The sequence below is a fragment of the Argonema galeatum A003/A1 genome (genome assembly GCF_023333595.1).
In the GTDB taxonomy this organism is placed as follows: Bacteria; Cyanobacteriota; Cyanobacteriia; order Cyanobacteriales; family Aerosakkonemataceae; genus Argonema; species Argonema galeatum.
In genome coordinates this window covers 37,368-56,925 of record NZ_JAIQZM010000020.1, presented here as the reverse complement: position 1 = coordinate 56,925, position 19,558 = coordinate 37,368, and the positions used below count along the sequence as shown (strand labels likewise).

The 19,558-nt window shown below is 44.6% G+C and carries 22 protein-coding genes and 2 pseudogenes; 10 read left to right on the top strand and 14 right to left on the bottom strand.

The window, feature by feature from the left end; translation table 11 throughout:
- The first annotated feature begins 21 nt into the window (after positions 1–21).
- Both msrA and LAY41_RS20095 read left to right on the top strand, forming a co-directional pair.
- The gene (gene msrA, locus LAY41_RS20100) at positions 22–615 is read left to right on the top strand and encodes a peptide-methionine (S)-S-oxide reductase MsrA (RefSeq protein WP_249101996.1); all 594 of its coding nucleotides are present in this window, start codon (positions 22–24) and stop codon (positions 613–615) included.
- A gap of 170 nt (positions 616–785) precedes the next feature.
- Positions 786–917, top strand: a pseudogene (locus LAY41_RS20095) (IS607 family transposase); the annotation flags it as partial.
- A 50-nt stretch (positions 918–967) separates the two neighbouring features.
- Here LAY41_RS20095 and LAY41_RS20090 read toward each other — a convergent pair.
- Both LAY41_RS20090 and LAY41_RS20085 read right to left on the bottom strand, forming a co-directional pair.
- Positions 968–1,945 carry a DMT family transporter gene (locus tag LAY41_RS20090; RefSeq protein ID WP_249101994.1) on the bottom strand — a complete coding sequence of 326 codons (978 nt, stop codon included), beginning with the start codon at positions 1,943–1,945 and terminating at the stop codon, positions 968–970.
- A gap of 90 nt (positions 1,946–2,035) precedes the next feature.
- Positions 2,036–2,482 carry a DMT family transporter gene (locus LAY41_RS20085; protein WP_338023030.1) on the bottom strand — a complete coding sequence of 149 codons (447 nt, stop codon included), beginning with the start codon at positions 2,480–2,482 and terminating at the stop codon, positions 2,036–2,038.
- Positions 2,483–2,561: 79 nt separating this feature from the next.
- On the opposite strand from LAY41_RS20085, the gene LAY41_RS20080 reads away from it, so the two are divergent.
- From LAY41_RS20080 to LAY41_RS20070, 3 genes are all read left to right on the top strand, one after another.
- A complete protein-coding gene (locus LAY41_RS20080) occupies positions 2,562–3,878 on the top strand; it encodes a dicarboxylate/amino acid:cation symporter (RefSeq protein WP_249101990.1) in 1,317 nt (438 codons plus the stop codon).
- A 45-nt stretch (positions 3,879–3,923) separates the two neighbouring features.
- Complete coding sequence (locus tag LAY41_RS20075) at positions 3,924–4,793, top strand: thermonuclease family protein (protein WP_249101988.1); 870 nt, start codon at positions 3,924–3,926, stop codon at positions 4,791–4,793.
- A 414-nt stretch (positions 4,794–5,207) separates the two neighbouring features.
- Positions 5,208–6,077: a slipin family protein gene (locus LAY41_RS20070; protein WP_249101986.1), complete on the top strand. Its 870-nt coding sequence runs from the start codon at positions 5,208–5,210 to the stop codon at positions 6,075–6,077.
- Here LAY41_RS20070 and LAY41_RS20065 read toward each other — a convergent pair.
- The gene (locus tag LAY41_RS20065) at positions 6,028–7,308 is read right to left on the bottom strand and encodes an FAD-dependent hydroxylase (RefSeq protein WP_249101984.1); all 1,281 of its coding nucleotides are present in this window, start codon (positions 7,306–7,308) and stop codon (positions 6,028–6,030) included. The two genes, LAY41_RS20070 and LAY41_RS20065, sit on opposite strands and share 50 nt — an antisense overlap.
- Before the next feature lie 140 nt (positions 7,309–7,448).
- Between LAY41_RS20065 and LAY41_RS20060 the strand changes: the two genes are divergently transcribed.
- Positions 7,449–7,748 (top strand): antitoxin family protein, encoded by a 300-nt coding sequence (locus LAY41_RS20060; RefSeq protein WP_249101981.1) that lies wholly within the window; start codon positions 7,449–7,451, stop codon positions 7,746–7,748.
- A complete protein-coding gene (locus LAY41_RS20055) occupies positions 7,748–8,215 on the top strand; it encodes a type II toxin-antitoxin system VapC family toxin (RefSeq protein ID WP_249101979.1) in 468 nt (155 codons plus the stop codon). Before LAY41_RS20060 ends, LAY41_RS20055 begins: the two co-directional genes overlap by 1 nt.
- 235 nt (positions 8,216–8,450) lie before the next feature.
- Here LAY41_RS20055 and LAY41_RS20050 read toward each other — a convergent pair whose 3' ends face one another.
- The 8 genes from LAY41_RS20050 to LAY41_RS20015 form a co-directional block, all read right to left on the bottom strand.
- Entirely contained in the window at positions 8,451–9,218 is a 768-nt protein-coding gene (locus tag LAY41_RS20050; RefSeq protein ID WP_249101976.1) for a YebC/PmpR family DNA-binding transcriptional regulator, read from the bottom strand.
- 143 nt (positions 9,219–9,361) lie between these two features.
- Positions 9,362–10,441, bottom strand: coding sequence for a DUF3474 domain-containing protein (locus tag LAY41_RS20045; RefSeq protein WP_249101973.1), 1,080 nt, complete (start codon positions 10,439–10,441; stop codon positions 9,362–9,364).
- 222 nt (positions 10,442–10,663) lie between these two features.
- Entirely contained in the window at positions 10,664–11,242 is a 579-nt protein-coding gene (locus LAY41_RS20040) for a Uma2 family endonuclease (protein ID WP_249101970.1), read from the bottom strand.
- A gap of 35 nt (positions 11,243–11,277) precedes the next feature.
- Complete coding sequence (locus LAY41_RS20035; protein ID WP_249101968.1) at positions 11,278–11,856, bottom strand: Uma2 family endonuclease; 579 nt, start codon at positions 11,854–11,856, stop codon at positions 11,278–11,280.
- Between the two features lie 35 nt (positions 11,857–11,891).
- Positions 11,892–12,470, bottom strand: coding sequence for a Uma2 family endonuclease (locus LAY41_RS20030; RefSeq protein ID WP_249101965.1), 579 nt, complete (start codon positions 12,468–12,470; stop codon positions 11,892–11,894).
- A 21-nt stretch (positions 12,471–12,491) separates the two neighbouring features.
- Positions 12,492–13,532 (bottom strand): glucokinase, encoded by a 1,041-nt coding sequence (locus LAY41_RS20025; protein WP_249101962.1) that lies wholly within the window; start codon positions 13,530–13,532, stop codon positions 12,492–12,494.
- 135 nt (positions 13,533–13,667) lie between these two features.
- Positions 13,668–14,315: a histidine phosphatase family protein gene (locus LAY41_RS20020; protein ID WP_249101960.1), complete on the bottom strand. Its 648-nt coding sequence runs from the start codon at positions 14,313–14,315 to the stop codon at positions 13,668–13,670.
- A 46-nt stretch (positions 14,316–14,361) separates the two neighbouring features.
- A complete protein-coding gene (locus tag LAY41_RS20015) occupies positions 14,362–15,768 on the bottom strand; it encodes an RNA-guided endonuclease InsQ/TnpB family protein (RefSeq protein WP_249101958.1) in 1,407 nt (468 codons plus the stop codon).
- A 74-nt stretch (positions 15,769–15,842) separates the two neighbouring features.
- Here LAY41_RS20015 and tnpA point away from each other — a divergent pair.
- Positions 15,843–16,254 (top strand): annotated as a pseudogene (tnpA, locus tag LAY41_RS20010) (IS200/IS605 family transposase).
- Positions 16,255–16,555: 301 nt separating this feature from the next.
- Here tnpA and LAY41_RS20005 read toward each other — a convergent pair.
- On the bottom strand, positions 16,556–16,693 hold the full coding sequence (locus LAY41_RS20005) for a hypothetical protein (RefSeq protein WP_249101956.1): 138 nt from the start codon (positions 16,691–16,693) through the stop codon (positions 16,556–16,558).
- Positions 16,694–16,747: 54 nt separating this feature from the next.
- Here LAY41_RS20005 and LAY41_RS20000 point away from each other — a divergent pair, with 54 nt between their 5' ends.
- Positions 16,748–16,963, top strand: a complete 216-nt coding sequence (locus LAY41_RS20000; protein ID WP_249101954.1) for a hypothetical protein — start codon at positions 16,748–16,750, stop codon at positions 16,961–16,963.
- Between the two features lie 30 nt (positions 16,964–16,993).
- Here the strand turns inward: LAY41_RS20000 and LAY41_RS19995 are convergent, their stop codons facing one another.
- On the bottom strand, positions 16,994–18,232 hold the full coding sequence (locus tag LAY41_RS19995; RefSeq protein ID WP_249101952.1) for an endonuclease NucS domain-containing protein: 1,239 nt from the start codon (positions 18,230–18,232) through the stop codon (positions 16,994–16,996).
- A gap of 155 nt (positions 18,233–18,387) precedes the next feature.
- On the opposite strand from LAY41_RS19995, the gene LAY41_RS19990 reads away from it, so the two are divergent.
- The gene (locus LAY41_RS19990; protein ID WP_249101950.1) at positions 18,388–18,753 is read left to right on the top strand and encodes a DUF4864 domain-containing protein; all 366 of its coding nucleotides are present in this window, start codon (positions 18,388–18,390) and stop codon (positions 18,751–18,753) included.
- Between the two features lie 3 nt (positions 18,754–18,756).
- On the opposite strand, the gene LAY41_RS19985 is transcribed toward LAY41_RS19990, so the two are convergent.
- Positions 18,757–19,443, bottom strand: a complete 687-nt coding sequence (locus tag LAY41_RS19985; RefSeq protein ID WP_249101948.1) for an SAM-dependent methyltransferase — start codon at positions 19,441–19,443, stop codon at positions 18,757–18,759.
- Positions 19,444–19,558: the final 115 nt, after the last annotated feature.

Below are 19,558 nucleotides of genomic sequence, written 5' to 3'. Positions count from 1 at the left end.
GCTGTTACACTCTTGTACAGTGTGTCCCGTGCAACACTTCCCGATCCCGCCACTAATATCCCAACTTCTACAGCGCCGCAAAAACAGACAGCTGTTTTTGCTGGAGGATGCTTTTGGGGAATAGAAGCGGTTTTTGAGCATCTCAAAGGCGTCTCTGATGTCGTCTCTGGCTTTTCCGGTGGCAGTGCAACTACTGCGGACTACGAAATGGTCAGTTCTGGAGAGACTGGACACGCTGAGTCAGTGAAAATCACCTACGATCCTTCACAGATATCCTATGAGCAGCTTTTGAAGATCTACTTTTTGGTGGCGCACGACCCTACACAGTTGAACCAACAGGGCCCGGACATGGGCACACAATATCGTTCGGCTATATTTTTTGCCAACGATGAGCAGAAGCGGGTCGCGCTTGGTTATATCGATCGACTGAACAAAGCGCACATCTTCCAAAAGCCTATAGTGACCCAAATAGTTCCCTTGAACGGTTTTTATGCAGCTGAGGAATACCATCAGAACTTTATCGATCGCCATCCGAATTATCCCTATGTGGTGGTGAATGACTTGCCGAAGCTTAATCAACTCCAAACACAATTCCCCGACATATACAAAAAGTAATATCAATCAAAATACCAAATCCGCAAGCCTTGACCCCTTTTTTACTGAAAAAGAGTTTAGCACCGGAATCTAGTCTAAACTCTAGGTCATGGGGCTGAAATCAGTTCACAAATATTTACCTGAAGCTACTCAAACTTACTCATATTATAGCTAGCCCCTAGTCCCTAGCTATAATAATTAATCGCACTGAAGATGTTGCCTTTGAAGAAGATTTTGCTAGTGATATACTAGAAATAATTACCGTATTTTCTGCCAGATTGTACGGAAGTCGAAGTCACAAAAACAGAAAGATTGTTGAGTGATGGCTCGATATTTCCCAACAAAAAAGCTTACCGTCAAGCCAAAGTAAGTTTTATGTAGCGGCTTGTACTCCTTCGCTCATTGTCTTAACGGCAGATTGACTGGATTGAGCTATATAAATACCCACTAAAACTACGGCAAACGCCACCCAGTCAACGAAACCCAAGCGTTCAGAAAAAATTACCCAAGCGAGGATTGAGGCAAGGACTGGCTCGAAAAGAAGCGTGACGGCGACGAACCCTGACGACAGCCTGCTGAGGCTGTAAGCCAAAAGCCCCTGACCCACCACTTGGCAAAAGAGGGCTTGGAAAATTACGAAAAACCACCCCATCCAGGAATGGGGAAACAATCTTTCTTCGCTGAGTGCGAGGATGGGCAACGCAAACATAGTCGTGAAGGCGCAGCGCCACAGCATTAGGGTTGCCGTGGTAAATCGGGCTCGCAGTAGTTCTAGCAGTATCAGATACGCAGCAAAACAAATCCCGGATAGTAAGGCGATGGCATTGCCTTGTACTTGATCGGTGGCGAACTGCGCGTCATCCAATCCAATAGCGATCGCTCCCCCCAGTGCCATGACCATGCCAATGATGAATCTGCTATTATAGCGCCGACCTAATAACAACCACCCCCCCAAACCGACAAACACTGGCTTCAAACCGCAAAGTAACGTAACGTTGGCAACATTAGTTTGAGTCAGCGACAAAGACCACAGGAGGAGGGAGGTCGCTCCGAAAGTTCCCAATGCTACCAATAGCCCCAATTCTCGTCTCGTAAAAGGCTTCTGTTCTACGGGTTGGTTATCAGATTTTTGGCGGTCCAAAGCCTCAAGTCCGCTCAACAACCCAAAGACGATGGTAGCGATCCAGCCACGATGAAATGCTACGGCATTTGAACCTATTTCTTGTTCGCACAATTTGACGAGGATTGGTGCTAAAGATAGGGGGATTAGGCTGGCAAATAATGAAGCAGTTGCTATCCAGGCTGGTGTTGTGGATAACGGTTGCTGTGGTAATTCCAGTTTGGCTGTCATAATTTTGGACTAATGTGCTGGCAATAGTTGTGTTGATTCTTTAAGCTAAGTCTTTCTCAGTGCTAAAGTTGAAACTTCCAACTCTGATGGCTACCCGCTCTCGACGGTGTTTTGTGAGAGATGAACAGCAGCTTGGCTCGATACGGCTAGGTATAGACCGATTAGAACTACGGCAAAACCTACCCAATTCGAGAAACTTAACCTTTCCCAAAATATTGCCCAAGCAAAAATGCTGCCAAATACTGGCTCTAACAAATGTACCAAAGAGACAACCGCTGAGGACAACCGGGCAAGGCTATAGGTCAAAAGTCCGTGACCTAAAACTTGGCAGATGAGGGGGAGGGAAATGACGAAAAGCCACCCCTTCACCGAATAGGGGAAAAGCCGATCTTGAGTGAACAGAAGCACGGGGAAGATGGCTAGGGTAGCGATCGCACAAACCCACAATTGAATTGTGGTGGGGCTAAATTTGGTTGGCAGTTGTTCTACTGTCAGCAGGTATAGACCCAAGAGAACCGCAGAGATGATGGCAGCGATGCCTCCAGTTACTTGAAGAGTGCCGAAGCATGAGTTAGCTGTAGGATGAAAACATCGCTAAAAAGTTGGAACACTAAGAATGATTGAGGCCCCAAGCCAAGCCAGCCCGATGTGGCAGCGAATCCCGCTCTACGTGCAGATTGCGATCGCACTCATCCTAGCAGTAGCGATCGGGGTATTACTGGGTGCCGGTAAACCAGATCCAGCAAACATCGCCCTAATTAACAACCTGGCAGTTCCCTGCGACTTGGTGCTAAAGGTTTTACGCGCCCTCGCCACACCGCTGATTTTGCTAGCAGTACTGCATACCTTCCTCACAGCCAGCATTCCCGGCACAGCAGGACGCCGTTTGTTAATTCTGCTTTTAACCAATACCGTTGCAGCCATTTTAATTGGTCTTTTAGTTGCCAACATCTTGCAACCGGGCAGATGGGGTCAGATTAAAGTCCCAGCAGGCGCAACCGAAAGCGTTACTAAACTCGACCCTTGGTCACTACTTCAAAATAGCGTACCTGGTTCTATTCTCCAGCCATTAGTTGAAAACAACGTCATCCAAATCATCATCATCGCCCTCAGTTTTGGGATTGTCTTGCGTGCCTTTAAAGCAGAGCAAATTGCCCAAAATAGAACAGATTACTTGCCGCTTGAGCAGGTAATCACCACTTTATTCGATGCAGTTGTACGCATTTTGGAATGGGTAATTGCCTTAGTGCCGCTGGCAGTTTTCGGCATCGTTGCCAAAACCGTTGCCCTGCAAGGTTTCTCACCATTTAAATCCCTTGGTGTATTCATTATCGCCGTCTTGGTGGCGCTATTTTTGCAAGCCTGCTACTACTTAATCAGGATACAATTCGGTTCTTGGGTGAGTCCGCGACGCTTCTTGATGGGTGGATCGGATGCTTTCCTAACAGCATTCTCCACCTCTTCTTCAACAGTGACAATGCCGATCACTTTTCGGGTTTTGCAGGAAAAAATTGGTTTGCGGGAATCTTCCGCTTCCCTGGGGGCATTAGTCGGCAGCAACTTCAACAACGACGGGACTGCCCTTTATGAAGCAATGGCTGCTTTGTTTATTGCCCAAGTGCTTGGTCAACATCTTGCCCTTGGGCAGCAGTTAATTATTGTGCTAACTTCGATCGTTGCTTCTGTAGGTGCAGCTGGCATTCCCAATGCGGGATTGGTAACGATGACGCTGGTGTTTAGTTCGGTTGGTTTGCCGACAGAGTATATTGCTTTATTGATAACAGTAGACTGGTTTCTCGATCGCTGTCGCACTGCCCTTAATGTAATGGGAGATATGACTGTCAGTGCTTTACTCGATGGCAAACAAAAAAAGCCAGAGGTTGAAATTATTGTGGCAACATCAGAATCAAAGGGATTGGGGACTGTAGACTAGAGACTGGGTACTGGGAAAGAAAATCTAATTTATGGAGATTTCACTATGTCATCACCTTTTTATCGCTTGATTCGAGGTAACTTTGCGATTATTGGCAAGCAACCCGATGGAGATTCTATCCGCTTTGTTGCAGATAATCCAAAGCTTTATGAATCTCTTCACCGTGCTTATCGCATCAAGCCTTCTCGCGACGGCAGCGTGCAGCTGCGACTTGAGGCAATAGATGCACCCGAAACCCATTATGGCAAGGCAGCTCAGCCTTTGGGAAAAGAAGCACGCGATCGCCTCTTAGACTGGATCGGTTTTAAAAGCATCGAATATAAAAAGAACGAAGTACTAGATTCTAAGCCAAATACTATACTAGGAGCTATTCTTACAAAGGCAGCTGATGCTAACGGTCGCCCTATTTCTTATGTATTGCTTGGAAAGGACGGTTTTGATGATGAAAAGTGGGTAATGGTTGACGAAAAACTATTAGAAAAGACAGCAAACTTCAATATGCTTTCTACAGGGTCTGCCTACTACACGGTTTATACTTCTACACCGTTTGCTCATCGTCAGCTACTGCGGAAAGTGGCCTTAGAGGCGCGGGAAAAGAATCTTGGTATTTGGCAAAAGGATACAACCAGCGAGTTTGCCTTGGAAGATGCAGATGATATTAGCCCCAAGGGACAGTTAATTCTTCCCAAGTTGTTCCGTCGTTGCATTGATTACTTAAAGGCTGTAGATGGCGGCTTTCGCGGAAACTTAGAAGATTGGCTAATTGATAGCTCAAAAATTCTCTCTCGCAATGAGAACGATCGCGTAGTAATTCGCGATTCTGAAGAAGTACGGCTTAGCGAACTTCTGGTACAGCGAAACAGCAAAATTGTTTTTCAAGCCGACTTACTTGACTTAACCTTTGTAGAAAAGTAGATTTGTTCGCGGTAAATTAAATATTGGATATGTTGTTGCGCTTCAGCGCTATCTTAAAGAGCGCTGAAGCGCAACAACATAGCTGAAAAGTTTGATCATGGGCAATAGACGGGACATGAGTGATACCAAATCCGGGTTTGTTACCCCATGAGAATTTTTGACCTAAACATTGTAGAGACGTTTCATGAAACGTCTCTACAGCCTAGAGACATAAAGGGGGTAATCGTTGCTGATTTGGTATGATATCGTCAAATTGTCTGTGGTCATCGTTGGTTAAATTTTTACCGCAGATGAAGACAGATGAACGCAGATGAACGCAGATAAGAATAATCACACGATTTTTTTAGATAACCGATGGATAAGGACATGATATGAGCGCTAAAATAAAATTATCCGAATTTGGCTAGACCAAAAATGGGACAAACAATAGCCGCTTTAGCATTCCTCGCTTATCTAATCCTTTCTGGGCTTAAACTAGACCGCGAATATCAGCGCGGCGTCATCTTTCGCCTGGGCAGAAGTAAAGGGGTAATGGGGCCAGGTATGTACTGGATTATTCCCTTTGTCGATCAAAAAAATCAGGTGGATATTCGCACCAAAACTGTGAATATCGAACCGCAAGAAACTGTCACTGCTGATAGCGTTACGATTCGAGTTAATGCTGTACTCTATTACCGAATTCTTGACCCGATGAAGGCTATTAATAAGGTACAGAGTTACGAGATGGCTGTTTATCAAACAGCGTTGACGACTTTACGCAATGTGGTGGGTCAAAATATCCTGGATGATGTTTTGCAAAATCGCGATAAGATTAATACCAAAGTACAAGAAATTGTCGATGAAATCACCGAGCCTTGGGGGGTTGTGATTGAACGGGTGGAAATGAAAGATGTAGAAATTCCCCCCAATATGCAACGGGCGATGGCGAAGGAGGCAGAAGCGATTCGGGAAAAACGGGCTCGGATAATTAAAGCTGCTGCCGAACAAGAAGCTTCGATTAAGTTAGCAGAAGCATCGCGAAACATTTCGGCTTATCCGGCTGCTTTAGAATTGCGGCGTTTGCAAATGCTATCGGAAATTGGAACTGAAAATAACACGACGACGATAATTATGTTGCCGTCTGATATCATTCAAGCGGCAAAGAATTTGTCATCAGTCGTGCCGAATAATAATCAAATTGTTCTGCCAAATGACGATCGCACTGATTCGCCTCCTTTTCAACCAGAGGTCTTTTTCAACAGCGCGAAGCGAGTTGCGGAGGACGCCCCCTTAGACCAGTCATAAATTGCAGGGCATAGGTTTTGAGGGGAGGGATATTTTGCAGCATCCACAAACCGAGTCGGCGAATCACTACTACTGGCAACCAATTATTAGAAAACATTCGATCTAAAAAATCGGTGAATCCTAAAATTGCCAGGTTTTCCTGTTTGCGCCAACGTTCGTAGCGTTTTAGGACTTGGATGTTGCCGATATCTTCGCCTAGTTGGTGGGCAGATTGCAAAACTTCGGCAAGGGCAGCTGCATCTCGGATGCCCATGTTTATGCCTTGTCCGCCGACGGGATGGCAGCAGTGGGCGGCATCGCCAATCAAAGCTAGTCTGGGGAGGGTGTAGCGATCGCTCTGCATCAACTGTACGTTAAACACAAACCGCGACCCCTCCAACTCCAAACGCCCCAACAGTCCGCCAGTGCGGTGTTCCAGTTTCTCGATAAATTCCTTTTCATCCAGTTCGCTTAAAGCTTGCGCTTCCTCATGGGGTGCAGTCCACACAACGCGACACCGATTATCTGGCAGCGGCAAAACCCCCATTGGGCCACTAGGCCAGAAGCGTTCAAAAGCCGTGTTGTTGTGGGATTTCTCCGGTTTAATCGTTGCTACAACACAAGATTGCCAATATTGCCAACCGCGAGTGGGGATACCAGCTGACTCACGGATGCCCGACTTAGCACCATCTGCACCCACTAGCAAGCGGGTGCGGATTTTAGATTTTGGATTTTGGATTTTGGATTGAATAATTTCTAATTCCACACCGTCGGCTTGATATTCAACTTTCACCACTTCTGCGGGACACAACCAAGATACATTCGGGCAATCTTGCAATAACTCCTGCAAGCTATCTAGCAATACTTGATGTTCTGCGACATAACCGAGTGCATTTTGTGGGACAGGCATCTTGCCTGTCATGCCTAAATCGGTGGGGTAAAATTGCACGATACCGGAATGATCCGCATCGGATAGGCGAATGTGACGATATGGGATAACTTGAGGAAGAATTTTATCCCAAACGCCAATACCCTGGAAAATGCGTTCGGAAAGCAGGGAAACGTTATAAGCTTGTCCTTTAGCTGCCGCCACAGACTGGGGTTTCGCTTCCATCAAGGCTATTCTCAGCCCAGAATCCTTTAAGGCACAGGCGAGTGTGAGCCCCACAATGCCGCCGCCTACAATGGCTATGTCGCAGTCGTAGTCTAGTTGCGGTGTCGGTACGGTTTGAGTTAGCTGTTGCAGCGCCATTTTAAAGAGAATTTGTGAAATTGTTAAGGAATATATAGCTATTTTTATTGTGACGCTAGGGAGCGATCGCTTTCAAGCTAGTAGGGTGGGTTAGGCTAAAGCTAACGCCCCCTGAATTACTTGCTGCGGAAAGAGCCACTATGACCGAAATTATCACCGCCTTGTACGAAAACGGAGTTTTGCGGCCTGTAAATCCCGTGTCTTTGAGCGAGGGTCAAACCGTGCGGCTGCGAATTGTGCCGGAAATCTCGCCGGGAAGGCCAAAAAATGAGGTAGAAGAGGCACTTCAGGCGATGGTTGACCAAGGAAAGTTGACTATGGCTCCGCACGATCCTAGTATCAAGTCTGTTTCGGAAGAAGAACGGCGTGAATTTATGGAAAAACTGAAGGGAAGACCGGGCAAGCCGCTCTCAGAAATCATTATTGAGGATCGCCGCTAGTGGTAAATGCGTACTTTCTAGACAGCAGCGCTTTAGTGAAACGCTACGTGCCTGAAACGGGTACTGTTTGGATTAGTGCGATCGCAGATCCCCAGGTGGGAAATTTATTGTTCGCAGTCCGCATCACCTGGGTGGAAGTCCTCAGCGCACTCGCTCGTCGTCAAAGGGAAGGCAGTCTGAGTGCCAACGAGGTTGCCCAAGCTATACAAACGTTTCGCGATGACTTGAATACTCAGTATCAAGTCACGGCAGTCGATCCCGCTTTACTTGAAACTGCGGGTCAATTGGTGATGCAATATCCCCTACGCGCCTATGATGCGGTGCAATTGGCGTCAGCATTGCAAGTCCAATCTGGTTTCGCGCAAACTCCAGACATCCAACTGGTGTTTGTTTCGGCTGATATTCGCCTGCTCAACATTGCCCAGACTGAAGGTTTGCTGACCGAGAATCCTAATAATTACCCATAAGCTAAAGATATCGGTCTTTATCATTACAGCGGTTCCCGCTGTTAAGAGGTACAGTATGCGAAGGGGAAGGGCGAAGGATTCCGGTATTTCATCTTTGCTGATTACCAATAAATCATCTGCCGGAATGCGGAGCCCCTACTTAAAATGTACTTCATTACAGCGGGAATCGCTGTAAGATCGCGAAAAGTCCTGGATCGGAAAGCCCCGCTGCAATTGCAGTGGGGCATAAGCAGTCTTAAACCATACTCAGCGACATCAACTCATCTGTCATCTCGAAGTTAGCCGTGACGTTTTGCACATCATCCAACTCTTCCAAGGCATCCATTAATTTTAGGAGCGATCGGGCCTGGATTGGATCTGTAACTTCCAGCGTATTGCCGGGAATCCAACGCAATTCTGACTCGCTGACTGCAAAACCCTTTTCTTTTAAGGTTTTGCTGAGGTTTTCTAGGTTGGCGACATCGGTAAACACCTCTGCACCCTCACCTTCCTCCTCATCTGTCGTCAACTCGTAGGACTCGGCCCCACCTTCGAGGGATGCCTCCAACAGGGCATCTTCATCAACCGAACCGCTGATAATGCAAACGCCTTTTTGCTCAAACATCCAGCCAACGCAGCCGGTTTCACCGAGATTGCCGCCGTATTTGCTCAAAGCTTCTCGCAGTTCGGCTGCTGTGCGATTGCGATTATCTGTCAGCGCTTCTATAACGATCGCGACGCCGCCGGGGCCATAACCCTCGTAACGGATAGCTGACCAAGTATCGCCAGCGCCGAGTTTACCAGCACCTTTTGCGATCGCTCTAGAGATGTTCTCGTTGGGAATTCCAGCTGCTTTCGCCTTGTCGATCGCGGTACGCAGCTGAAAATTCGCCTCCGGGTCTGGCAGCCCCGTGCGTGCAGCCACGATCATTTGCCGCGAAATTTTGGCGAAAATCTTACCCTTGACAGCATCCACTCTTGCCTTCTGTCGCTTGATGTTCGCCCACTTACTGTGTCCAGCCATAGACGCAATTTTCAGACAAATATAACTAACGTCTTACATCCAATCTAATAGCATAGCGAGATTGGCCTGTTTGTAGGTCTTTTGCTGTTCTAAGCAGGACGAATTGAAGCTCAATCCAGAGAAGCAGTATCAGCTGTGGAAGCTTAAACTTTTTTCAGACCTTGTTTTGAGCGGTAGTAAACGATTCCGCCCGTATCTGAAACAAAATGGCAGCTAAGATACGATCGCACAAAAGAACGCAGGATTGACTCGCCAGATTCTCGATAGTAATCCCCCAAAATCGGTTTTAGCGCCTCAGTAGCTGTCTTCAAATGGTAGTGGGGAATGGTCAGAAACAGGTGGTGAGCTACATGAGTGCCGATATTGTGGTGAATATTATTGATCAACCCATAATCGCGGTCAATGGTAGACAAGGCACCTTTAAGAAAATACCAGTCTTTGCCGCGATACCAGGGGATATCCGATTCTGTGTGGTGCAGAAAAGTTACCAAATCCAGCCACACTACAAAAACCACATAAGGGCCGAAATAGTATTTCAGCAGAAACAACCAGCCATATTGATAGGTTAACCAGCCCAAAAAGCCTACCATTAATGTCCAGCATACAGTGCTGGTGATTACATCCCATTTTTCTGTGGGTCGAAAAAGAGGACTATTAGGAAGAAAGTGTGAGCCTTTCTTTCCAGGAGAACGCTTGAACAGATATAGCGGATAGGCAATCAGCAACACCTGAAAGCGGAACAGCTTTTCATACCAAGGCATCTGCCGATATTTGCTTTCCGTGACGGGACACCAGCTTTCATCGGTATCGATATTGCCAGTATTTTGATGGTGAGTTCTGTGGCTGATGCGCCAGCCGTGAAAAGGAACGAGTATGGGAGTATGAGCTAAATGCCCAATCCAATTATTCAGCGATTTGCTTTTAGAAAAGGAACCGTGACCGCAGTCGTGTCCCACCACAAACAATGCCCAAAACATGGTTCCTTGCATCAGCCAGAATACTGGCCAGAACCACAACGAGTCCAGGTAATGAGCCACTGCATAGAGAAGGCTAATTACAGATACATCCAGAAAAAAGTAGGAAAGTGATTTCCAGGCGGATGGCTGAAAACATTCGGGGGGAATCGCAGATTTCAATTGCTGAAGGGTAAATGGGAGTTCAGCCCCATCTTCGGAAGATTCTGCTTTTGGAGAAGCGTTTAACTTGAGTAAGTTGGATTGCACGAAGTTTTAGATTTTACCGGACTTTAGATAAATGGCATTGTTCTACAGTTAGGCAATTATTGCAAGAGAGCGCAAAATGACTTATTAGTCAATAGTAAAGGTACTGGTTAGGATAAGATATTCTAGATATAGATTTTTATGAAAAATATAAGTTTTATTTATGCAAGAGGTTTAGTTCGATGAAAGTTTCATGGGAATGACTTGGGAATATTAGTGATAACTCTATCCCCAGACAATTTGCATATTGAGGACAAAACCAGGTAAGACATCTTCTCCCGATAATTCTGTCGGAGATTCCAGCACTTCTACACCTTGTCCTTGTCGATAAATTTCAACTCTGCGTGTTTTTCGGTTAATTAACCAACCGAGTTTTACTTCGTTCTCCATATATTCTTGCATTTTAGCTTGCGTTTCTTTTAAAGTATCAGTCGGTGACATTAACTCTAAAACAAAATCCGGTGCAATCGGCGGAAATTTCTCTCTTTCTTCGGATGTAAGTGCATCCCATCTATCTTGTCTTATCCAAGAAACATCGGGGGAGCGATCGGCCCCGTTCGGTAGTTTGAAACAAGTTGAGGAATCGAATACTTCACCGAGTTTAGTTTGGCGATTCCAAATTCCGAAATCAACAATAATTCCAGCATTACATCTTCCAGTTTCTCCACCTGTAGGCGGCATAACAATTAATTCTCCTAGCTCGTTGCGTTCCAATTTAACATCGGGATTTGACCGACAAAGTTGATAAAATTGATCGTCGGTTAGTTTGATAACGGGATTCAAGTTTACGATCACGGCAGTCATAGGTGTTTTGGCGATTGCTAATGTTTAATTTCACCTTATCCCCAAACAATTTGCAAATTGAGGACAAAACCAGGTAAGACATCTTCTCCTGATAATTCTGTCGGAGATTCCAGCACTTCTACAGCTTGTCCTTGTCGATAAATTTCAACTCGGCGTGTTTTTCGGTTAATTAACCAACCGAGTTTTACTTCGTTCTCCATATATTCTTGCATTTTAGCTTGCGTTTCTTTTAAAGTATCAGTCGGTGACATTAACTCTAAAACAAAATCTGGTGCAATCGGCGGAAATTTCTCTCTTTCTTCGGATGTAAGTGCATCCCATCTATCTTGTCTTATCCAAGAAACATCGGGGGAACGATCGGCCCCATTGGGCAGTTTGAAACAAGTTGAGGAATCGAATACTTCACCGAGTTTAGTTTGTCGATTCCAAATAACAAAATCAGCATTCATTTCTGAATTACATTTTCCTGTTTCTCCACCTGTAGGCGGCATAACAATTAGTTCTCCTAGCTCGTTGCGTTCCAATTTAACATCAGGATTTGACCGACAAAGTTGATAAAATTGGTCGTCGGTTAGTTTGATAACTGGATTCAAGTTTACGATCACGGCAGTCATAAGTGTTTTGGCGATTGCTAATGTTTAATTTCACCTTATCCCCAGACAATTTGCAAATTGAGGACAAAACCAGGTAAGATATCTTCTCCCGATAATTCTGTCGGAGATTCCAGCACTTCTACAGCTTGTCCTTGTCGATAAATTTCAACTCGGCGTGTTTTTCGGTTAATTAACCAACCGAGTTTTACTTCGTTATCCATATATTCTTGCATTTTAGCTTGCGTTTCTTTTAAAGTATCAGTCGGTGACATTAACTCTAAAACAAAATCCGGTGCAATTGGCGGAAATTTCTCTCTTTCTTCGGGTGTAAGTGCATCCCATCTATCTTGTCTTATCCAAGAAACATCGGGGGAGCGATCGGCCCCATTGGGCAGTTTGAAACAAGTGGAAGAATCGAATAATTTCCCCAACTTAGTTTGTCGATTCCAAATTACAAAATCTCCTGCTATTTCAATATTACGGTTTCCAGTTTCTCCTCCGGTAGGTGGCATAACAATTAATTCTCCTAGCTCGTTGCGTTCAAATTTAACATTAGGATTTGAACGACAAATTTGATAAAATTGATCGTCGGTTAGTTTGATAACGGGATTCAAGTTTATGATAAAGGCAGTCATAGGTTTGTCGCGTTATTTGCTTTACAATCTGGCAGCGGAAATGGCAGCACCGATCAGCCCTACTTGCGGATTCAAAATTATATGCACTGGCACTTTTTCGAGTAGCGATCGCATTCTTCCTTTATTGGTAAAAGCGTGAAGAAAACTTCCTTCCAGCATCAGCGGTAAATTTTTTGCAGCGATACCACCAGCAATATAAAGACCGCCATAAGGTAGAAGTTTAAGAGCGAGATTGCCTGCTTCTGCACCGTAGGCTTCTACAAACATTTCCATCGTCTGTTCGCAGAGGCGATCGCTTTTTGCTAAAGCAGCTTTGGAAATGACAGCTGCTGGATCGACAGTCTTCTCACTTTGTCCAGCTTCTTGTTCCCAAATTCTAATTATTTGTCCGACTTCTGGCGATTCATGGCAATATTGTCTGTCTCTTAAGAATTGGTAAATCGCCACAATTCCTTGACCGGAAACAACTCGCTCGACAGAAACTCTCTGGATATCGTGCTTATCGAGCAGGTATTTTAACAGCTGAAATTCTAATTCGGAGCGGGGCGCAAAATCAGCGTGTCCGCCTTCGGAACCGAAAACCTGATAGGTATCTGCGTGGGGGATTAAAAATCCTTCTCCCAAGCCCGTACCAGCACCAATCACGGCGATGGGGGCGTCTGGCTGAGGTTTGCCAATTTGCAAGGTGTGCAAGTCTGACTCGGCTAGTCCCAAAACGCCATAACCAACGGCGGCAAAGTCGTTGATGAGACTGATGGATGCTATTCCGAGTTCTGTTTCCAAACGTTTGGTGTCGAGTGACCAAGTTAGATTGGTCAGTTTTGCGGTATTGTTGACAACAGGGCCTGCGATCGCAAAACAAGCCTTTTGCGGCACGGGTGTATAGCCCAAATGCTCGGTAGCCGCCCCAAGAAATTCCTGCACTATGGGCACTAAATCTGGATAGTCGCGACTGGAGTAAGTCGCCTCATCCAAGCTATACATCGATCCCTCTGCTGGCTGTTCAACCAATCGCAGAATTGTCTTCGTGCCGCCGATATCGCCTGCCAGTAACAATGTCATAAATCTAGTGGAAACGGATTACTTTTTCAGTCTCGCTCAAATCGGAGGTATCCCCAACTCTGCTTACTCAAACCAAACGATCGTAGAACCGTTTTGCTACTGCCGATATCCCCTGCCAGAAATAAATCGATCGATTTAATGGAACCGGATAACTTTCTCTGTTTGGTTCAAATGAGAAGTATCCCCGTTGAGTTCCATCACCCATTCTCGATCGTTACGAACGATTTTGACCAAACAGCACAGGGTCGCGTTGATTTCCGGTTCGGTTGTGACACCCAGCAATCCCATTGTCGTACCGATCACCGATGCGCCATGCCCCACCAGCAGGATGCCTTCTGGAAACTCATCTGCAAGGCGTCTAGCGGTTTCGCCCGATCGTTGCATTGCTGTTTCTCCTGTTTCGGGGTATTCAGCCGCAATGCCTCTAGGTGCGTGCGAGAGGTCAATTCTAGGAAATTGCTCGTGCAATTGTGCCAGGGAGAGTTTTTCTGGATTCGATTCCATCCAGTTAGGATTTAACCATTCGCTCAATCCCGGTTCGAGTTTGATGGGCAAATCCAGCGCTTCTGCGACTTGGTTGGCGGTTTGCACGGTTCGCAGAAAGGGGGAAGCGAAGATATGGGCGATGTTTTCTGCTTTGAGGCGTTGCCCCAGTTGATATGCTTGGATGACGCCATCATCGGAAAGGGGAGGATCGTAGGGGCGTTCTGCGCTGAGGAACCAGTCGGGGTTTACGAAGTCGAGGCGATTGCCGTGGCGGGCGATCCAAACTGTTTGGGACATGATCCAATTTTAGATTTTAGATTTAGGGTTGCGATCGCTAAGTGAACTACCTACACCGATTTGGAGTACCAAATACGGTGTAGGCTTCTGGTACATTTCGCAATGTTGCCAGAACTTCCTTCGAGGTACTATTAGTAGTAGAATCACCCACTACCGGATTCCCTTTACGGCGTTTTATCGTTGGGAACAGTCCCAGCCCAACGCGCTTTACGTTGATAGATGCGTTAACATCCCGATCGACCCAAAGCGATTCTTTTTCGTCCCAGTATTTGCGAATATTGGAATCAGTAAAGATAAATTCATCACGATAGGCAAGTAATTGAGATGTGTATGCAGGTTTTACTGCTATTATCCTAGTCCCAGCTTTTTCAGCTATGTATTCTAGGATTGTGAAAAATTGTCCAAATGCGGCATCATTCCAAGACTTGTTTAACCCAGACTTGGCTGATTGACCGTTTGGTAAATACTTGCCATCTTCATCTTTTTTAACTTTGTTCCGTTTCGACAAAGCCAATAAATTTAAATCTTCGTGAACAATGACCTTTTTGCCAATACGCACCAACGCATGAGCAGTTTTAAATGCGTGATCCTTCCTTGCTCTAGCTATACGTTGATATTCGCGCCCTTCCCGTAAGATGAGCTTACGGCGCTGTTTGCTACCCTTCTTTTTGGTGGACTTGCGGTTAGACACTAAAGCTAGTCGCTTCTCGGATTTCCTGAAAGACTTCAAAGAAGGTAATTTAGTATTCTCTGATGTTGCCAAATAATCATCTTCATGCAATACCGCATCCAGTCCGAGAGTGTTATCCCAAGTGGGAATTATCTGTTCAGGGGTGAAAGTAGGCACATTAGGGTCTTCCAAACAAATGGTGATGTACCACCCATCCACCTTGTTTGTCAAAAGCGCATTTTTTAATGTAAACCCATTAGGTAATGGGCGATGTAAACGCACCTTTACCCAACCTTTTAACTTGGCAAATGACAAGAATAGCCATTCTTGCTCAACACGCTCAACAGTAATGGCTTGACCTTCAATTTTTATTGTGCGATAACGTGCAGCATTTTTAAAACGAGGTTTACCACTACGATTTCCTTTGTAATCACCTTCAATAAAGCGAGAAAAAGCCAACTCTACACGCTTTGATACATCCTGTAAGGTCTGAGATGGAACACTTGTAAAGTCTAGTAGTTCGCCAGAATAGCTTACCTTTATCAAGTCTTCCTTGCTCACAGGCAGTTGTTTTTTCTGTGAGTAATAGCTGGGGTTGTCTCGTAGTATTGGTATTGAACAAATTAACGGACAAGAATTAATTGATGTACGATTATGCTGATACCAGTCGAACCTGTCGCCTAGCTGCTTGTTGTACCAGTACCGACAAATTCTTAACCAATCATTTAGCTGTAGTTTTTGCTTGGTGTTTGGATAAGCGCGGTACTGATAGTTAAGCGGCATAGGGGAGTCATCTACTTGGTTGCATTTAGTGTTGACATCTATTACTATAAAGTATTTAGAAGTTAGAGTCAACCATGAACAGTGATTATATTTCGCGCGCCAGGGGAGTTTCAGACCTCAAAGCTCCTAACAGTGTTAACAACAAAATACCGTAAGCGGGTCTTGACGGGTCAGATGATTGATAGGTTGGGCGAAATTCTGAAAGACTTACTTTTAAAGTGGGACAGTAAGGTAGTAGATTTTAATGGAGAATCCGATCATGTGCATCTGTTATTTCAATACACACCTCAAACAGAACTACCAAAATTTATTAACAATATAAAAACAGTCACAAGTCGTTATTTACGAAAAGAATTTCCTGACAGAGTTAATCAATTTTATTATAAAGATGTTCTGTGGAATGGTTCTTACTTCATAGCGTCTTGTGGAGGTGTTACGGTTGAAACTCTCAAAAAATATGTTGAATCCCAAGATAAGCCAAAATAAAATAAAAGATTATTAATTACTCAACTGCCCCAATTACCGAATCAGCCTACGGCTAATATTGGTAATTGGGGCGTTTCGTAATTAATCGCCTTATATCCCGACACCAAACTGAGTACAGTTATGGTGCGGGGCTTACGGCGTGATAGCTAAGCAGAAGTTTCGGTATCCTCTAAGTAGTGGGCATAATTAAACGTAAAACTGCTGGCCCAAGAAACCCGGTTTCTTGGAGAAACCGGGTTTCTGGATGTTCAGTTTATTTACGCCTACCTACTTATAATGAATCTTAGTGTAGTCCCCTCATCTATTCCACAATGTCTTCCGGCACTGGTAAGAGCGGTCTAAGTTCACGACTTAGTGACTGAACGATCGCTTCCACTAATAATAGGCGATCGCTCACCGATAATTTGTATGCCTCGTTCTTTAGTTCTTGCAAATTCATACTTTTTCCCTTCCTCATTTTAACTCAATACTAAAATTAAGTGAGAGTCTGGTTATGAAAACACATCGTTTAGAAACGACTTTAACCGAGAATGGTACTCTAACGTTAAGTGATTTGCCTTTTCAAGTCGGTGATGCTGTTGAGGTTATTGTTTTAGAACGTCATCCCCACCACCCGGAATCAAATCCCTATCCTTTGCGTGGTACTGTGATCCGTTATGACGATCCAACTGAGCCTGTAGCTTTGGAAGATTGGGAAGTGCTGCAATGATTATACTGGATACTCACATCTGGATTATTTTTAAAGTCTTTTAAGCCATTCCGTTAAAGCTAGTTCGACTAAAAAATTAATACAATCTATATCACCCAAAGGAGGATATACATATTCTTCTGTACCCAAATATAAACGGATGTATTGTTCAATGCTCCAATACTGATTAGCAGAATGAGAACGAGACTCCTTTGGTTTGTAGGCAACATAGGAATATTGATCGATCTGACTAAGAAATGAATTTCTGGGAAACGATTTACTCGAAATTATCATTCTACCGATTCTGTTAAAGCTATTAATTTTATTTAAATCCGGCGAAATGGGCAGCCATAAAATTAGGCGTGGAATGATTAAATTCTTTCTATATGTAGATTTTTTGCCCATGATTTCAGCACATGGTTTACTCTTTCCTTTACCATAGCTAATACTTCCTGATTCAACTTTTTCTTGCATTCGTTTATCAAAGGTAAGTATTTTTTGCCGCATACGCAATAACAATTGACTATCAGCATCTGAAAATTTAGATAAAATATTAATAAGCGCTCTGGGAGGCGCAGGTTTATTATCATCATTACTTTCTATTTCCTGATAATAAATATCAAATTCAGTAAGTTTGCCACTATCCACATCATTCAACTGTAAATAAAACTTCTCCCCACCTGCCAAAACCTCAAACCTTAAAAATTGGACATTTAGATGACAATACTTCCTATCTGTAAAGTTATCTCGATGAAAACTTGGAGTAACCGCAATTAACCCAATAGGTTGCTCATAGTCCACCTCTTCGTTAAAAGGTTTCTCTTGGCGCAAAGCGTCATAATAACGAGTTAGCTGCTGAACAACATATCGATCTTCAACATTTTTCAACTCCAGCACCACCAACTGTTTATTCTCACCCAGCGCTAAAATGTCGCATCTTTGGTCATTTACAATATATTGACGTTTTAGAGGAGTTAAGCCGAATAGCTGGGTTAAATTAGCCCAGGCAAAATCTTCCAAAACCTCTTCACTCTCAAATTCCCAGCCTGTCCCGGTTTTCCTTAAATTGACGTAACTTATCATATTGCCCCTGTTTCCTAACTTTGCTAATTTTAGTATTCCCGCATAAAAACTTGATGTAACTTCATGGTGCGAAACATAGAGATTCGCATCCTCACCCAGGGGGATTTTGCTTGTATATAGCGATTTGCGCTTGGATGAGGGACAGGATTTTTGGCCTACTCTCCCACTCTCCCACTCTCCCACTCTCCCACTCTCCCACTCTCCCACTCTCCCACTCTCCCACTCTCCCACTCTCCCAAATGCTATACCTTACTCACCTGACAAGGGCTGTATACCTCTATGTGGGTTTTCTCCAAGGCATCAGACTTTCTATAATCTGATAAGGGAGTTAACTAGGAGCTATATCCATCGAGGTGAAAGATATGCAAATTACCGATACCGATCGCATAACCATTCGCTGTGTGATCGAAAGCCAGCTGGAAGCATTTCAAATTGACGATGAAATTACTGCATTCTCCTTTGCCACTCCGGGAATTCAGGCGACATTCCAAAGCGCAGAAATGTTTATGGAAATGGTAAGGGCTCATTACCAAGCAGTGTACCGCCCACGTGCGGTGGTGTTTGACGATCTTGCGATCGTCAACGGATACTTAAGTCAACCAGTACTGCTACTCGATCCCGACGGTGTGCCAATGAGGGCCCTTTACGTCATGGAAAATCAGCCCAACGGCAGTTGGAGAATTCACGGGTGCTATCTAGTTCCCGTAGAAGCGCAAACCATCCAATAAACTTCACATTGGCGGACATACCCGCAACAGTTGGTTGCCGCCTTTTTGAAATTCGTAAGCAACCTGCCTGATTTCCAAAGTGTATCCCTGGATTTCCAATTTATTCATTACTGGTTCAAGTAATGGTGACACCTCCCCCGATATATTCAAAACGGGAAAAATCCGCGCTTCTCTGGCAACGCGACTCATTTCTAAAATCGAAGCCAGATGAAATTCTTCTGAAAGTTGATCGGAATAACTAAACAGGAAATGAGAACACAAAGCCAAATCAAACTGATTGCTATTGAAAGGCAAAACCGGCAACCCATCTGTTAAATAGCGCCCTTCTTGAAATCCGGCTGGGAAATCTTCTAGAAATTGGTGCATCGCTGTCATCCGAACTTTCCCCAGTCGATCGGGTGACTGTATATCTTCCCAAATATATGAGTCCAAATTTGCCTGGACACCTTCAATAACTGTTTGGTAAGTATCCTGAATTCGCTGGGCAATTTCATCTTCCGTAAACTGATAAAGCGGATCGCAAGAGATCGTCTTGTATCCTTGGCGCGTCATCTCAGCATTAAAGCTTGCTGGGCCACCCGCACAATCCAGAATCGCCAACCTCAAATCGTCTGGTGTCAAACCAAACATCTTGACATATTCCTGCATCGATCGGCCCCACGGAATTACCTGCTCAAGCTTTAAGCCCACTGCTTTTTCCCTCCAAAGCGAATTTTAGTTAGTATCACCCATTCTATAAAAACTTTTTAAACGTAAAACTGCCAAGCCCTTAGAAACCCGGTTTCTTGGAGAAACCGGGTTTCTG

What these genes read in the sequence shown, in the direction of transcription:
- LAY41_RS20050 (WP_249101976.1), bottom strand. Translation starts at nt 9,218, where the DNA reads ATGGCTGGACACAGTAAGTGGGCGAACATCAAGCGACAGAAGGCAAGA.
- LAY41_RS20020 (WP_249101960.1), bottom strand. Translation starts at nt 14,315, where the DNA reads ATGTCCCAAACAGTTTGGATCGCCCGCCACGGCAATCGCCTCGACTTC.
- LAY41_RS20065 (WP_249101984.1), bottom strand. Translation starts at nt 7,308, where the DNA reads ATGGCGCTGCAACAGCTAACTCAAACCGTACCGACACCGCAACTAGAC.
- LAY41_RS20090 (WP_249101994.1), bottom strand. Translation starts at nt 1,945, where the DNA reads ATGACAGCCAAACTGGAATTACCACAGCAACCGTTATCCACAACACCA.
- LAY41_RS20040 (WP_249101970.1), bottom strand. Translation starts at nt 11,242, where the DNA reads ATGACTGCCGTGATCGTAAACTTGAATCCCGTTATCAAACTAACCGAC.
- LAY41_RS20070 (WP_249101986.1), top strand. Translation starts at nt 5,208, where the DNA reads ATGGGACAAACAATAGCCGCTTTAGCATTCCTCGCTTATCTAATCCTT.
- LAY41_RS19990 (WP_249101950.1), top strand. Translation starts at nt 18,388, where the DNA reads ATGCAAATTACCGATACCGATCGCATAACCATTCGCTGTGTGATCGAA.
- LAY41_RS20015 (WP_249101958.1), bottom strand. Translation starts at nt 15,768, where the DNA reads ATGCCGCTTAACTATCAGTACCGCGCTTATCCAAACACCAAGCAAAAA.
- LAY41_RS20080 (WP_249101990.1), top strand. Translation starts at nt 2,562, where the DNA reads ATGATTGAGGCCCCAAGCCAAGCCAGCCCGATGTGGCAGCGAATCCCG.
- LAY41_RS20035 (WP_249101968.1), bottom strand. Translation starts at nt 11,856, where the DNA reads ATGACTGCCGTGATCGTAAACTTGAATCCAGTTATCAAACTAACCGAC.
- LAY41_RS20000 (WP_249101954.1), top strand. Translation starts at nt 16,748, where the DNA reads ATGAAAACACATCGTTTAGAAACGACTTTAACCGAGAATGGTACTCTA.
- LAY41_RS20075 (WP_249101988.1), top strand. Translation starts at nt 3,924, where the DNA reads ATGTCATCACCTTTTTATCGCTTGATTCGAGGTAACTTTGCGATTATT.
- LAY41_RS20030 (WP_249101965.1), bottom strand. Translation starts at nt 12,470, where the DNA reads ATGACTGCCTTTATCATAAACTTGAATCCCGTTATCAAACTAACCGAC.
- LAY41_RS20060 (WP_249101981.1), top strand. Translation starts at nt 7,449, where the DNA reads ATGACCGAAATTATCACCGCCTTGTACGAAAACGGAGTTTTGCGGCCT.
- LAY41_RS20005 (WP_249101956.1), bottom strand. Translation starts at nt 16,693, where the DNA reads ATGAATTTGCAAGAACTAAAGAACGAGGCATACAAATTATCGGTGAGC.
- LAY41_RS20025 (WP_249101962.1), bottom strand. Translation starts at nt 13,532, where the DNA reads ATGACATTGTTACTGGCAGGCGATATCGGCGGCACGAAGACAATTCTG.